The following is a 14,922-nucleotide window of genomic DNA, read 5'->3' on the forward strand; positions in this document are numbered from 1 at the left end:
AAGTGAAGGAGCTGTCTGCTGAAATGCTGAACTTAAATTCTGAGAAAAAGTCATAAAAAAATGAGCGTATCTGGATACGCTCATTTTTACCGCATTTCAGCTATTTTGTCTTAACTGATCAGCATTACCTCTTATGAGGGCTTTTTCAATGTCTTAAAACACGATCTGCATGTTATTACTTAGCAGCTTCACCCCAAGCAGGTACAACTGCTTTCATCAGAGGTTTCAACATTTTCATAGAACATGCCAGTACTTGGCCATTTTCCATAGATTCGCTACCACCACGTGCATCAACCACTGTGCCGCCCGCTTCTTTCACGATCAACTCACCAGCTGCGATATCCCAAGGCTTTAAGCCGAGTTCAAAATATGCATCGAAACGACCTGCTGCCACATACGCCAAATCTAATGCTGCTGAACCTGTACGACGGTATTGCGCACCAGCTTCAGTCACATTTAACAACGAATCAAAATGATTTTTTGCATAAGAAATCACTTCACCATTACGTTTTGCACGGTAAGCATGACCCACAGACATGAATGTATTTTCAAGACTGTCTTTCACGTTTACGCGAATACGGCGTTGGTTCATCATGGCACCACGACCACGACTTGCAGAGAACAATTCATCTTTCACAGGGTCGTAAATCACGCCGTGTTGAGTAATGCCTTTATGTTGAACTGCAATAGAGATACAGAAGTGAGGAACACCGTTAATGAAGTTTAGAGTGCCATCAAGTGGGTCGATGATCCAACACCAATCTGCGTCGTGACCTTTACCTTCTTGAAAACCAAACTCTTCACCAAGGAAGCTGTGATTTTTATAGCTTTTACGTAGGGTATCGATAGCCAATTGTTCCAAATAACGGTCTACACGCGTTACAGGACCATCAATTCCTTTTTCTTCGACTTGTAGATCGAGCTTATGACGATTTTGATGCGCTTTTAAAAGCTCTTGACCGACTAATTGAGCCGCACGCGCAGCCATCACCACCATAGGTTCCATTGAACACCCACTACAATTTGAAGATATTGATAAAGAATAATGCATAAAAGCCCGCGCATCTTATCAAAGATCGGGGCTTTTAGGGAAAAAATGTTTCTAAAATTTAAAAACGGTGCTTAAACCATATGTACAAGTTTCGACCAGGCTTGGCGCACTGAGCTTTCAATGCCTTCTGCATCTAGTCCTGCCTGATGCAACATTTGCGCATGAGTCGCTTGATGCATGAATGTATCCGCTAAACCGAGATTTAACATTGGTTTTACGATTTGAGCCTGTGCCAAATATTCATTGACTGCACTGCCCGCACCCGCCATCACCGCATGTTCTTCAACCGTAACAAATAAAGCCGTTGATGGTGCTAAAGTCGCTATCATCTTTTCATCAAGCGGTTTAACAAAGCGCATATTCACCACACGAACCGCCAAATCTTGTTCAGCTAATTTCTGTGCTGCCTCTACTGCGGCCTGAACACGACTACCAAAAGCGAGAATGCTAATAACGTCGTCTTGGGCATCATTAAAGCTCGCTACAATTTCAGCCTGACCAATTTCCATCGGGGTCATCTGTTGTTGAATCTCAACACCGAGACCATTGCCACGCGGGTAACGCACTGCGGCAGGGCCATTGTATAAATAAGCGGTATGCAACATTTGACGACATTCATTTTCGTCTTTAGGTGCCATAATCACCAAATTTGGTACGGTACGCATAAAGGCATAGTCATAGGCCCCAGCATGAGTCGGGCCATCTTCACCCACTAAACCTGCACGGTCGATACCAAAGGTAACATCTAGATTTTGCAGGGCCACATCATGAATCAATTGATCATAGCCGCGCTGCAAGAAGGTCGAGTAAATGGCAACCACAGGTTTTAAGCCTTCGCATGCCATACCCGCCGCCAAAGTTACAGCATGCTGTTCTGCAATCGCGACATCAAAAAAGCGCTGTGGATACTGTTTGGCAAAACCCACCATACCTGAGCCTTCGCACATGGCAGGGGTAATCGCCAGTAAGCGCTCATCTTGTGCGGCTTCATCACATAACCATTGACCAAAGACATCTGAATATTTGGGCGCTGTTTGTGGAGCAGACTTGGCATTTATTTTTGTAATCGCATGATATTTGATTTGGTCAGCTTCAGCAGGGGCGAAGCCTTTCCCTTTTTTGGTATAGACATGAATTAAACGTGGCCCTTTACGTTTTTTCAATGCGGTAAAGACTTGTGTCAGCTGTTCGACATCGTGCCCATCGAAAGGCCCAAAGTAATCAAAACCAATCGCTTTAAAGACGTTGTCAGCCGCATCTGTCGCTGCACTGTGTAAGCGTGAGTTATAGGTCCATTCAGGATGTGGCTGTACATAAGCTTCGCCATCCGCTGAAATATTAATGGACTGACCACTTTCCCAAATCGAAGCCAAATGTTTAGCAAAACCACCTGTGCTGCATGAAATCGACATATCGTTGTCATTCAACACCACCATCAGGTCCGCATCATGTGCGACTGCATCGTTCATGGCTTCAAAGGCCATACCTGCTGTCATCGCCCCATCGCCAATGATCGCGACCACTTCACATGGATTGTTTTGATAACGACGTGCCAGCGCCATACCTAGACCTGCTGAAATCGCAGTCGAAGAATGTCCGACTCCAAAGGTATCAAATACCGATTCATCACGCGCAGGAAAGGCAGCCAAACCATCTTTAGCACGAATCGTCGTGAGCTGTTCACGACGCCCAGTCAAAGCTTTATGCGGATAAGCTTGATGACCGACATCCCAAATTAAGCGGTCATTCGGCGTGTTGAAGCAATAATGTAATGCCACGGTGAGCTCGACTACACCGAGGTTTGCACCAAAGTGTCCCCCACTTTGTCCTGCGGCATACAGAATAAATTGACGTAGCTCGTCTGCCACTTGTGCTAATTGACTTTGCTCAAGCGAGCGAAGTTGTTGAGGATGATCAATCGTATCCAACAACGGTGTTACAGGGCGATGAGCTGGTATTTCTGTATACAACATAATATGGCAAAGCCTTCTAAAGCCTGGCAAATCTAGCTAGGTCAAATGGGTAATTCGATCATATCGTCGAATGCTATCACCTTCAATCAGCCATATTTCTAGCGATGCAGTTTTGAGCAGTGCTCTCACTGGGTGTTCGTTTAGTGCAGGTGATTATCCTGAATAATCTTACTATTTATCAACTATTATCGTTCGCTTTATACAAAAAAGAAAATCTTCTGCATAAATTCATGGATGCAATTCTACCAATGTCGATGCATTACGCTATACTTTAGCCAATTTCTGAACTATTTACAGGTTTAGCTGTGCCTATTGAATTTGTTGCTACATCCCGTTTACCGACTGCTTTTGGTGAGTTTAACATCACCGTATTTCAAGATCCTAAGACCGGTGAAGAACATGTTGCACTCTCAAAAGGTTTGGATCAACCGATCACAGAACCCGTTTTAGTCCGTGTTCATTCCGAATGTCTCACGGGCGATGCCTTTGCTTCCTTGAAGTGTGACTGTGGCCCACAATTGCAAGCCACGCAAAAACTGATCAATGAAGCTGGGCAAGGCGTGATTCTGTATTTGCGCCAAGAAGGTCGTGGCATTGGACTGACCAATAAAATTCGTGCTTATGCGCTACAAGACCAAGGGCATGACACAGTCGATGCCAACCTAATGCTCAACCTCCCTGCCGATGCACGTCGTTATGACATGGTCAGCATTATGTTAGATCATTTAAATATTCAACAAGTCCGTTTGATTACTAACAATCCGTTAAAGATTGCAGCACTGCAAGAGCAAGGGATCAATGTGGTGGATCGTGTACCATTGACGGTCGGTTTAAATCCTTTCAATGAAGAATATTTAAAAACCAAACATGAACGCATGGCACACTTGTACAAGAAAGATGATTTTTAAAATTTAATCATTTGCTCTAAGCCTACTTGAAAAAGCCGGTTTAGAGCGCTTCAATCAGATTAGATGGTCATGGAGAAAATACGACTCTCGGGTTGACGGCGTTTTAAATGCAAATCGAACGCCATACAAATATTGCGTACAAAGGCTTTGCCCTGCTCAGTTACTCGTAAGCTCTGTGGCTTAATCACTAATAAACCATCGTCCCGCATTTCTTCCAGTTGTCCCAAGACCTCAGCCAACTCAGGAAACTGCATACTTGGATCTGCCCACGACGTTTGAAAGCTACACATCAAATTTAAAATGTGCCGACGAATCATCAAATCTTCGGCACTTAAAATATGCCCGCGATAGACAGGAATTTCATTGTTTTCCAGTCGTGCATAATAATCTTCGAGTTTTTTTTCATTTTGCGCAAAGCTATACCAACTGTCGCTGATGGATGAGATACCTAAACCAATCATCACTTGGGTTTTCGATGCGGTGTAACCCATAAAATTGCGATGCAAAGTGCCTGCCTGAAATGATTGATACATCGCATCATTTTCTAAAGCAAAATGATCCATACCAATTTCATGATAACCCTGTGCCAGTAATTTATTCTTCCCTTCTTCGTAGCACTGACGTTTTATTTCATCTTTCGGCACATCATGGTCTTTAAAACCACGTTGCCCATTGCCTTTGATCCATGGCACATGCGCATAACTATAAAAAGCCAAACGGTCTGGACGTAAACGATTGGTTTGATCAATGGTATTGAGGACATCATCTAGGTTTTGAAAAGGTAAACCAAAGACCAAATCATGTGAAATTGAGCTATAGCCTATTTCACGCGCCCACTGCGTCACTTGTTCGACATGTTCAAAAGGCTGTATCCGATGAATGGCTTTTTGTACGGTTTCATTATAATCCTGCACCCCATAACTAACACGGCGAAAGCCCAAGTCATACAAGGCTTGCAAATGCTCGCGTGTAGTATTATTCGGATGCCCTTCAAAACTAAACTCATGCTGCTCGGCAATCTCTGCTTGCGCGAGGATACCTTCAATCAGTTGAGTTAAATGCGCTGGAGAAAAGAAAGTGGGCGTTCCTCCACCCAAATGAATTTCTTTAATCCGCGGTTTCTCTTCAAGCAATTCACAATACAGTGACCATTCCTTTAAAACCGCCTGAATATAAGGTTGCTCCATCTCATGCTTTTTAGTCACGCGTTTGTGGCAGCCACAAAAAGTACAGAGACTTTCGCAAAAAGGCAGATGAATATACAAGCTCATGCCTTCAGTCGAATTCGATTCAGCAAACGATGTTTTCAGCGTCTGTTTCCATTGCTCTAAAGAAAACTGTGCCTCTTCCCAATACGGCACAGTTGGGTAACTAGTATAACGTGGACCAGGAACATTGTATTTTTGAATCAATGAATCGCGCATATTTACCATCAGCTCTTCCGCATTCAGAAAATGCAGCCTATTCTGCATCGCCAAACTCAGGTCTGTACTGTGGTTATTCTGCTGAGCTTAGAATCAGAATTCAACCTAGCGAATTGGTCAGGTTATTTTCCACATAGCAGCATTTCATTTTTGAATTGCTTCACAACATCGAATGCTGCGGTAGGACTCTTCGGAAAATATTCTTAATCTTTTTGCTGTTTTATGTTTTGATGTAGGCAGTTTTCATCTTTTCCCATGAGGCTTTTCATGCAGCACCCAACGTCTGCGGATATCCAACGTGTTCGCGAATTTCTCCTCGACTTACAGGCTCGTATTTGTGCCGCACTTGAACAACAAGAACGTGCTGGTGGCGGGACTGCTCAGTTTGAAATAGATGATTGGAAGCGTCCTGAAGGCGGTGGTGGTCGTTCACGCGTGCTGCAAAATGGCACAGTGATTGAAAAAGGTGGAGTGATGTTCTCACACATCAACATTTCTAAACTCCCCGTTTCAGCGACTGAGCGCCATCCGCAAATTGCAGGTGCCAAAGCACAGGCCATGGGTGTTTCTTTGGTGATCCATCCGAAAAATCCGAATGTCCCGACTTCACATGCCAACGTACGCTTATTCGTGGCTGAAAAAGAAGGCCAAGATCCGATTTGGTGGTTTGGGGGGGGCTTTGATCTCACTCCATTTTACCCCAATGATGAAGATGTGCTGTCATGGCATCAGACGGCGCATGACTTATGTGCGCCCTTTGGCGCTGAAGTCTATGCCGAACATAAACAATGGTGTGATGACTACTTCTATTTAAAACACCGTGACGAACAACGTGGTGTCGGTGGATTGTTCTTTGATGATCTCAATCAATGGGACTTTGAAACCTGTTTTCAATATATTCAAGCTGTCGGCAATGGCTACCTAGAAGCTATTCTTCCGATCTTCCAACGTAACCAAGACAAGCCATATAGCGAAGCACAGCGCGACTTTCAAATCTATCGTCGTGGTCGTTATGTCGAATATAACTTGGTCTATGACCGCGGCACACTTTTTGGTTTACAAACAGGGGGGCGGATTGAATCGATTTTAGTGAGCTTGCCAAATTTGGCCGGTTGGTCATATCGACCTGAATGGGAGGCCGATTCCGCTGAGAAAAAACTGACCGACTTTTACCTGAAACCCCAAGATTGGCTCAAGCTACTCAAATAGACACACAGTCTTACAATTCTATGTCTCCACGCATGCCCTTTTCACTAGATTAGGGCAGCTTATACATTAAATTTTATATATTTCCCGATCAATTCCCCGTAGAATGACCACTACACAAAGCGTCATTTCTTTGCATTTATTAAAGCATTGTCACAGGTTTAAAACAGCAATTGGGTTCTTTTAAGTTCGCAAAAACCGTAAGCTAAATTAAGTCATTTTCAATGTATTCATTTTAATGACATCAATATTTAGTATCCTCCTTTGCTGTTTTCTGAGGTCCCAAACATGTTCGCAAAAAGAGTTAGCTCAACCACCATGGTTCTTTTCTGCTTTGCTATTGTGTTGCTAAGCTCGATCAGTACCACTATTTTTTCTGAAAGTGCGTTTAATGACAATGCATCCATCAGCATCACCGTATTTGCAGGTATTGGCTTAACCCTGACCGCAGCAAAATTATTGTTTGATGCGATTCACAGCATCTGTAATCCATAAGCCGCCTTTCTTTTCTCTGTTGATAAAAAACCACTGAACGCTTTAGCCTGCGTGTAATTTGCCGTATATTGAACAGCATTTTCCACATGGATTTGGTGCGATGAACAAACAATTCGCTGTCATTGGCAACCCGATTGAGCAGTCTCGCTCACCTGAACTTCACCATGCGTTTGCACAAAAAATGGGGCTCGACCTCAACTATAGTAAACGTCTTGCGCCACTCGATGGCTTCCTCGCCAACATCCAAGAATTCTTCTCACAGGGTGGCATTGGTCTTAATGTCACTGTCCCGTTTAAAGAACAAGCCTTTGCCGCCTGCACAGTCCTCACTGAACGCGCTAAAATCGCAAAAGCTGTGAATACGCTGTGGATGGTCGATGGTCAATTACATGGTGACAACACCGATGGACAAGGGCTAGTTGATGCCATTCATGCTTTGGACTGGAACTTAGACCAGACTGATGTGCTAATCATCGGTGCAGGTGGTGCAACTCGCGGCGTTATTTATCCACTAGTACAAGCAGGGGTAAAAAAAATTGTGATTGCCAATCGTACCCTTGCCCGTGCAGAGCAACTGGTGAGTGACTTAAAAACAGCTGTACCGCAAGCCGAATTGCAAGCCATCGGCTTAGATGCGCTCGAAGGTCAGTTTGATCTGGTAATTAACGCAACTTCTGCCAGCCTAAGTGGCGATGCTTTAATTCTGCCTGAAGCTTTGCAATTTCAATATGCCTATGAAATGGCCTATGGCAAACCCTCTACCTTTTTAGATCAAGCCAAGGCTCGCGGCGTACCCACCTCGGAAGGCTATGGTATGCTCATGGGTCAGGCGATTGAATCTTTTTCCATTTGGAATGGTGTAAAACCGAACCTGAAAGATTTTTTATAAGCACAAATAAAAAAGAACCTCCGCAGAGGTTCTTTTTTTCAGATTAGTTCATGTGTTTTTGTACGGCTTTATAGGTCTCGTAATAGGTCGAGTCGCTAAAGAAGTCGTCATGTTCAAGCTTCAAACCTTGCAACGATTTTTCTGTCAATTGACCTTTTAAGTCATCTGCAAATGCTTTAGCAAAGACGTGTGCAGACTGAGTCAAATATGCAGTTTGCTCTTGGTCAATCTCATAGGTATCGGTGAATTTGTCTTGATAGACCTGAGCAAAAACCGCTTGCTTGGTTTTGTATTTCTTCGCCAAATCCTTCCATTGCTGATTTTCTTGTACATCTTCCAGTGCATCATTAACGATATTGGCGATACTTTCTCCCAGCTCATCAAAGTCTTGTTCGTGCTGTAAAGCATGTTTTTGACGTAGCTGAGTCAGACGCTTAAGTGCTGCACCCTTCGGCTCTGCAACATCCATGAACTCATAGGCATACACTTCTGAAATTTCATTGATGGTCGCTGAGCTATAGTAACGAATATACTCTGGACGTTGTGCGGCAAACATCAAAGCAAATACCGCTTGATACGCTTTAACTTCAGAATGATGACGTGCATAGCTTTGCTGCGCTGCCTGTTGGTAATAATCTGAAATAGCCTTAGGTAATTCTGTTGTACTTGATGATGCGCTCTCTACACTTGATGAATCTGCACCTAACGGGCCCAGCATGCCTTTCACTACATTTTCCAGCAGTGAACCTTTAGATACTTCCTCAATCGATTTGGCATTTCTTAAAGCTTGACGGTCAATGGCGGTCGCACTGCCATAATTAAACACCTGATTGGTGCTCTTAATTTGTAGCTTACCAATTTGCTCATCGCTAATCACAATGTTGTAATCCATGTTTTGCGCACGACCTTTTTGGTCGAGTCCAACATCCATCACAAACGGTGAACGCTCGCTACCCAGCTGTGCCATGATCGGTGTAATTTCAGCCTGATGTTTTTGCCAAAGTTGTTTAAAGCTTTGTGCGTCTACCAGTTGCTCTGTTTGATACGCGCTAAAGAGTGGTTTCAACTCTTCCAAAACATTGGTCGCTGCTTGTCCAAAAGTCTCTTCATCTATAGATTCATTGGTTACTTTAGGTGCAAGTACATCAATATCTTGATAATCACGGCATGCGGTCACTTTACCAATAGGAATGTTCTTGCTGTTGATGAGCGCATCGCAAGCTTCTTCAGATAGCGTATTTGGTGCTGCAGAAGCAGTCACTTCAGTTGCTGTCTCATCAGCATCTTCTGTCGCGGCCTGCGCATAAGCCACATCTGCTGCTGCATCAACCGTAGCATCGGCAGCGGCATCTACAACAATGTCTTGTTCATCGCTCTGCCCATAACCACTCAAGTTCTGCATTTTTTGGTTCACCAAATGACTGACACGTTCGAGTGAATCATAGGCTGGGTCTTCACTTGCGCTACTTGCAGCAATCTCTGCTTCTTTCGCCGCCTGCATTGCATCTTCCGCTGCGCTTGGTGTTTTTGCAGCATCCTCAATCAGACGCTCAGCATCAAAAGCTTGTATCTGCTGGGTATAGTGCAGTTTATTGACGTATTCAAACAAGCCCAATTGTACTTGTGCTGTTTCTAAGTCACCCATATAGCGAATTTTTTTGCTTAGGCCTGCTTCTTTTTCTGACTTGCTTAAATCAACACTATGCACTTGATTTGGCTCTGCCAAAGCATATGGCAGTGCATTCATTTGCTTTAAATATTCTGCAAACTTTTTAAAATCAATATGACCGAATGCGTCTTTATGCTTAGAAAAGTCAATATAGGCAAAGCGATCCTGACTTTCACGGTTTACCATAAACGGCATAAAGGCAAAGTAGTTGGTGTAAAATTTATAGTCATTAAAATCAACCACCATCGGCAACTGTGCTTGCACTTGTAAGGTTGGTTTTTGATAACTTAACTGCAAAGTCAATGCTGCCAATTTTTGACGGAAATGCACAGAGCCCTGATAACTAAACTGTAAGTCATTGAGTAAATTTACCAAAGATTCTGCGATTTGAACCTTAGCAGAACGTGATTCACCACTGCCATACAGCGATGCATACGGATTTTGTTCACGTGCAAGTGCATCATATAAGGCTTGTTTTTCTTTGGCCGTAAAAGAAATTTTTTGATTTTTTAATAGTTGATCTAATTGTTTTTTCAACTCTGGATCTAAGTTCGTCCCATTTGACTGAGTATTCGACTTAGAATTTAGCTTGGACTCATTAAAATTAAAGTCAGATTGAATAGAGAACTGACCTTTAAAATCATAGCTGGCATTTTCAAACATGGCATTAAGGCCTTGCGTGGCTTGTTGCCCGAGCTGCTGATCTGAAGAGGCATTGGATTTAATGACATGCTGAGTACACCCACTGATACTCAAACCCAATAAACAAAGTGTTATATATTTTAAGCGCATAATACTTGCTGAAAACCTGAGTTAATTATAGTTTATTAAAAAAGTACATGATCAAAAGACCATCGAGTCAGTGTAACAGAACTGTCTTTTTAGATTGATGATTTTATCTACCAATTCGCCTTTCTGACATTTTCTCAAGTCGGATCTATCAATGTATTTTGATACGATGTATGAATAATGAAATGATCGATTTAAATAATCCAATACTATTTCTAAATTAGGATTACACACATGCCTGCATATAAAGCTCCCTTACATGATATTCGCTTCTTAATGAATGAAGTGCTGGACTATCCTGCACATTATCAAACCCTATCGAATGGTGAAGCTGCCGACGCTGATACGGTAGATATGATCTTAGAAGGCGCAGCAGATTTTTGTGAAAATATTTTATCTCCTTTAAACCAATCGGGCGATGAAGAAGGTTGTACCTTCGACAATGGTGAAGTAAAAACACCAAAAGGCTTCAAAGACGCTTATGACCAGTTTGTCCAAGGTGGCTGGCAAGGTTTGTCTTTCCCTGAAGAATTTGGCGGTCAGAACCTGCCTCAATCTTTAAATCTGATTAAATCGGAAATGATGGGCACAGCAAACTGGTCATTCCAAATGTACCCAGGTTTAAGCATTGGCTGTATGAACACCATTTTACAGTTTGGTACAGACGAACAGAAAAATCTGTATATGCCGAACTTAGTGGCAGGTACATGGTCAGGTACCATGTGTTTAACTGAACCTCAGTGTGGTACCGACTTAGGTCAAGTAAAGACCAAAGCAGAATTAAATGCCGATGGCACTTATAACATCTCAGGCACCAAAATCTTCATCTCTGCAGGTGAGCAAGATTTAACGGAAAACATCATTCACATCGTACTTGCTCGTCTTCCAGATGCACCTGCAGGCACCAAAGGGATTTCTCTGTTCATTGTGCCTAAATTCTTGGTCAATGCAGACAGCAGCCTTGGTGAACGCAACCCTGTGACCTGTGGTTCGATTGAACATAAGATGGGGATTCGTGCTTCTGCAACCGCAGTGCTGAACTTTGACAATGCTGTGGGTTACTTGATTGGCGAGCCAAACAAAGGCTTACATGCCATGTTTACCTTTATGAACACCGCACGTATCGGTACGGCAATTCAAGGTATTGCACATGCTGAGCTTTCTTTCCAAGGTGCACTTCCATATGCCAAAGAACGTATGTCGATGCGTGCACTTTCTGGCAAGAAAGACCCTGAAAAAGTGGCGGATGCTATTATTCATCACGCTGACGTTCGCCGTATGTTGCTAACACAAAAAGCGATTGCTGAAGGCGGTCGCTCAATGATTTATTATGCAGCGCAAATTGCCGACAAAATGGCAGATGCGCTTGAACGTGGCGATACTGCTGCATTTGAAGCACATGATGATCACTTAGGATTCTATACCCCAATTTTAAAAGGCTTCTTAACTGAATTAGGCTTGGAAGCTGCAAACCATGGTATGCAAGTTTATGGCGGTCATGGCTACATTAAAGAATGGGGCATGGAGCAAATTGCACGTGACGCACGTATTGCGACACTATATGAAGGCACAACAGGTGTTCAAGCACTGGACTTAATTGGTCGTAAAGTACTTCTGACCTCTAAAGGTAAAGTGATTCGCGACTACACCACTGAAATTTTAAAATTCTGTGGTCAACAGGCACGCAACAAATACATGCGTCGTTTTGCATGGGACTTAACCAAAGTATGCGCACAGTGGAATGCCTTAACTGTTCGCATTATGCTTGCAGCTCGTAAAGACCGTGACGTGGTATCTTCAGCTTCTGTCGATTTCTTGATGTTCTCTGGCTATGTAATGATGGCGTATTTCTGGGCACAACAAGCGGCTGTGGCTTCAGAAAAATTGGCTTCTGGTGATGGCAAAGAATCTGCTGAATTCTATAAAGCAAAAATTAAAGTAGCTGACTTCTATTTCGAACGTTTATTGCCACGTACCCAAGGTCATGCCGAAGCAATGGTCAATCCTTCAAAAACCATGACTTCTTTAGCACCTGAACACTTTAGCTTTGACTACTAATTAATAGTGTCAAAATGATAAAAAGAGCGCCTAGGCGCTCTTTTTGTTTCTTGTCCGACCTTACAACAATCCAACTCCCCCAGCAACTTAGCTGTCGCTCCAATTTTCTGGCCTCATCTTTAGACTTTGGTAAAAGCGTTCCCTACACAGTTAAAAAGAGTTCTCTACGCTCTCTGATAGTTTTTTAGAGTTAGTGCGTTAAAAATTTTGCCATGGCTCTGTCTTTCTACAACTTAAATTTAAGTAAGAAAATGGCGTTCATATTTAAAAAATCATTTAACAAAAAAAATAATATAAAGATTCAAATACATCAGAAAAAAAATATGATCAGCATTCAAATATCAATAAAGGGAATAACAATGTTAAGAAAGCATAAGCTCAGCCACTATATCTTTCCGCTCATGCTGGGCTTTTTATCAATGGACGCTATTGCGGCGATCAATATATGGTCCAGGTGGGCCAGCACCAGCAATGCATGAAGCAGCGAAACAATTTAAAAATAAGACTGGAATTGATGTCCATGTATCCGCTGGTCCTACTTCACAATGGGCCGACAAAGCCAAACTCGATGCCGACGTCATATATAGCGGTTCTGAAGCCATGATGTCTGATTTAGAAAGCGTATTTGCTGACAAAATCGTAAAGGACTCAATTAAGCCACTCTACTTACGCCCTGCTGCCATTTTAGTCAGAAAAGGCAATCCCAAACACATTCAGGGATTTAAAGACCTAAGCAAACCAAACACTAAAGTTTTGGTCACACATGGCGCAGGCCAAGTGGGCATGTGGGAAGATATTGCGGGTAGAACGGGTAATATTCAGCTCACAAAATCATTCCGTAAAAATATCGCCATGTATGCACCCAATACAGGCGCAGCGAAAAAAGCATGGGAAGCGGACAGCAGCTATGATGCATGGTTAGTGTTTAATATTTGGGGGGTCAGTAATCCAGACATTGGGCAAATTATTCCGATCGAACCTGAACTGGTGATTTACCGTGATGCAGGTATCGCCCTGACACAACACAGTCTAAAAAATCCTGAAGCGAAAAGTTTTATTACGTTTTTAAGTTCTGCTCAAGGCAGTGCGATTTTTAAACAGTTTGGTTGGAACAAATGAGTGCTTAATTTTAATCTTTTTTCCACATAAAAGATCAGTTTCCAATCTTAAATACTAGAACTTTTAACAAGTAAATTGGACATAAAAAAGAGCGCCACGGCGCTCTTGATTTCAGAAAACAATAATTACTGAACCTCGGCCAAAAGCGCTTGTGCTGCCATTTTACCCAAGGTATTCGATGCCAAAGGACTATCTCCTGTAATTAGCTTACGGTCTTGAATACACTGTCCCGACATCTCTTTATTGACCACTTCAACACCCAACTTTTCTAAGCGATCTGCCAGTAACCATGGTAACTCCCCCGGCATATAGCCAATTTCTAAGTTGGTCCCTTGATCGAGTGCATCGGGGAAAACACACATTTTGTACCCTTTAAAAATATAATTTTCAGGGGCTTCATTAAATGCGGCAGCCAATAAGCCTGCTGGCCCATGACACAGCGAAATGACAAATTTATCTTTTGCCACCGCCCACTTCAGTAAGGTTTTTAAGTCTTCACTGTCAGGTAGACCAATTAAAGCACCATGCCCACCGGGAATAAGGACAGCCAAATAGGGAGAGTCATCACCTAAACTGTTTTTCAGTACATCTGCCAGTTTTAAAGGTTTCTTAAATTGGGCTAAGTATTTTTGGAATGTTGCAGGCACAACAGCATCTTCATGGGGCATCGCCCACATTTCAAGTTTAACTGGATTGCCGGATAACGTCGCAATATCAATGTCAAAGCCCGCGCGGTCTAAATGATACATAGGCAGTAAAGTTTCTACTGGGTGGTTGCCTGTGGAGAAGAACTTGCCATTTTTCATCAGTAGATAACGCTCATCGCTTGCGACCATCAAAACTTTTTTATGCCCAATATAGGGTGTTGGATAGTCAGTTCCATCGAAGTCGGTTTTACTGGCGGTATATTGGGAAAGTGAATAAGGTGATGGAAAAAACGCATTATCTTCAGCTAAATCAGGGCTTGGATTACGGTCTTGGCTGGTCTGTGCCATGCTGATTCTCCTTTATTATTGCTTGGTTATTTTCAGTTTTACGAAACCTAGAGTTCTGTACCACAGCTCATTTATTCAGCATAACAAAGTTTCAACGTGGCTCTGTTTTAAGATGTAAATATAAGCTTGCCTATATGACAAGATAAACATTTGGACAATAAAAACCCCCGACATCCTGTCGGGGTTTTTCGTATTAAGTGCTGAGGTACGACAGGAGTCATACCTTCGTCCTTGAGCTGATCTTTATTGTTATTCTATTGGAGCATCCTGCTCTCTATGGTTCTATATTAAAAAACTTACATGCAGGCGTATAGGCGCAAAAAGCGGGAATTGATGTAAGCTAATT

10 protein-coding genes and 1 pseudogene are annotated in these 14,922 nt (G+C 42.7%); 6 read left to right on the forward strand and 5 right to left on the reverse strand.

The features are described from left to right. Positions 1–175: 175 nt before the first annotated feature. Both MF4640_RS13895 and dxs read right to left on the reverse strand, forming a co-directional pair. Positions 176–1,006 (reverse strand): inositol monophosphatase family protein, encoded by an 831-nt coding sequence (locus tag MF4640_RS13895; protein WP_004691373.1) that lies wholly within the window; start codon positions 1,004–1,006, stop codon positions 176–178. 116 nt (positions 1,007–1,122) lie between these two features. Then, the gene (gene dxs / locus MF4640_RS13900; RefSeq protein ID WP_078389967.1) at positions 1,123–3,024 is read right to left on the reverse strand and encodes a 1-deoxy-D-xylulose-5-phosphate synthase; all 1,902 of its coding nucleotides are present in this window, start codon (positions 3,022–3,024) and stop codon (positions 1,123–1,125) included. 305 nt (positions 3,025–3,329) lie between these two features. Here dxs and ribA point away from each other — a divergent pair, with 305 nt between their 5' ends. After that, positions 3,330–3,932: a GTP cyclohydrolase II gene (gene ribA, locus MF4640_RS13905; protein WP_058870370.1), complete on the forward strand. Its 603-nt coding sequence runs from the start codon at positions 3,330–3,332 to the stop codon at positions 3,930–3,932. A gap of 59 nt (positions 3,933–3,991) precedes the next feature. Here ribA and hemN read toward each other — a convergent pair whose 3' ends face one another. After that, positions 3,992–5,356 carry an oxygen-independent coproporphyrinogen III oxidase gene (gene hemN / locus MF4640_RS13910; protein ID WP_101495487.1) on the reverse strand — a complete coding sequence of 455 codons (1,365 nt, stop codon included), beginning with the start codon at positions 5,354–5,356 and terminating at the stop codon, positions 3,992–3,994. A 267-nt stretch (positions 5,357–5,623) separates the two neighbouring features. Here hemN and hemF point away from each other — a divergent pair, with 267 nt between their 5' ends. The 3 genes from hemF to aroE all read left to right on the forward strand — a co-directional run bounded on the left by hemF (position 5,624) and on the right by aroE (position 7,946). Continuing rightward, positions 5,624–6,565, forward strand: coding sequence for an oxygen-dependent coproporphyrinogen oxidase (hemF, locus tag MF4640_RS13915; RefSeq protein WP_078389968.1), 942 nt, complete (start codon positions 5,624–5,626; stop codon positions 6,563–6,565). Between the two features lie 285 nt (positions 6,566–6,850). Then, on the forward strand, positions 6,851–7,057 hold the full coding sequence (locus MF4640_RS13920) for a hypothetical protein (RefSeq protein ID WP_010327619.1): 207 nt from the start codon (positions 6,851–6,853) through the stop codon (positions 7,055–7,057). Positions 7,058–7,157: 100 nt separating this feature from the next. Then, positions 7,158–7,946, forward strand: a complete 789-nt coding sequence (aroE, locus tag MF4640_RS13925; RefSeq protein ID WP_078389987.1) for a shikimate dehydrogenase — start codon at positions 7,158–7,160, stop codon at positions 7,944–7,946. 43 nt (positions 7,947–7,989) lie between these two features. Here aroE and MF4640_RS13930 read toward each other — a convergent pair whose 3' ends face one another. Continuing rightward, entirely contained in the window at positions 7,990–10,407 is a 2,418-nt protein-coding gene (locus MF4640_RS13930) for a hypothetical protein (protein ID WP_078389969.1), read from the reverse strand. Between the two features lie 231 nt (positions 10,408–10,638). Between MF4640_RS13930 and MF4640_RS13935 the strand changes: the two genes are divergently transcribed. Further along, positions 10,639–12,462 carry an acyl-CoA dehydrogenase C-terminal domain-containing protein gene (locus MF4640_RS13935; protein WP_078389970.1) on the forward strand — a complete coding sequence of 608 codons (1,824 nt, stop codon included), beginning with the start codon at positions 10,639–10,641 and terminating at the stop codon, positions 12,460–12,462. A 359-nt stretch (positions 12,463–12,821) separates the two neighbouring features. Continuing rightward, positions 12,822–13,581 (forward strand): annotated as a pseudogene (locus tag MF4640_RS13940) (substrate-binding domain-containing protein). 125 nt (positions 13,582–13,706) lie between these two features. Here MF4640_RS13940 and hchA read toward each other — a convergent pair. After that, on the reverse strand, positions 13,707–14,576 hold the full coding sequence (gene hchA / locus MF4640_RS13945; RefSeq protein ID WP_078389971.1) for a glyoxalase III HchA: 870 nt from the start codon (positions 14,574–14,576) through the stop codon (positions 13,707–13,709). Between the last annotated feature and the right edge of the window lie 346 nt (positions 14,577–14,922).

Origin of the sequence: Acinetobacter sp. MF4640 (assembly GCF_002018895.1) — a bacterium.
In the GTDB taxonomy this organism is placed as follows: domain Bacteria; phylum Pseudomonadota; class Gammaproteobacteria; order Pseudomonadales; family Moraxellaceae; genus Acinetobacter; species Acinetobacter johnsonii.

Bases quoted from the DNA above. Each gene is read 5' to 3' on its own strand.
- hemF (WP_078389968.1), top strand. From the start codon at position 5,624: ATGCAGCACCCAACGTCTGCGGATATCCAACGTGTTCGCGAATTTCTC.
- MF4640_RS13920 (WP_010327619.1), top strand. From the start codon at position 6,851: ATGTTCGCAAAAAGAGTTAGCTCAACCACCATGGTTCTTTTCTGCTTT.
- MF4640_RS13895 (WP_004691373.1), bottom strand. From the start codon at position 1,006: ATGGAACCTATGGTGGTGATGGCTGCGCGTGCGGCTCAATTAGTCGGT.
- dxs (WP_078389967.1), bottom strand. From the start codon at position 3,024: ATGTTGTATACAGAAATACCAGCTCATCGCCCTGTAACACCGTTGTTG.
- hchA (WP_078389971.1), bottom strand. From the start codon at position 14,576: ATGGCACAGACCAGCCAAGACCGTAATCCAAGCCCTGATTTAGCTGAA.
- aroE (WP_078389987.1), top strand. From the start codon at position 7,158: ATGAACAAACAATTCGCTGTCATTGGCAACCCGATTGAGCAGTCTCGC.
- MF4640_RS13930 (WP_078389969.1), bottom strand. From the start codon at position 10,407: ATGCGCTTAAAATATATAACACTTTGTTTATTGGGTTTGAGTATCAGT.
- hemN (WP_101495487.1), bottom strand. From the start codon at position 5,356: ATGCGCGATTCATTGATTCAAAAATACAATGTTCCTGGTCCACGTTAT.
- MF4640_RS13935 (WP_078389970.1), top strand. From the start codon at position 10,639: ATGCCTGCATATAAAGCTCCCTTACATGATATTCGCTTCTTAATGAAT.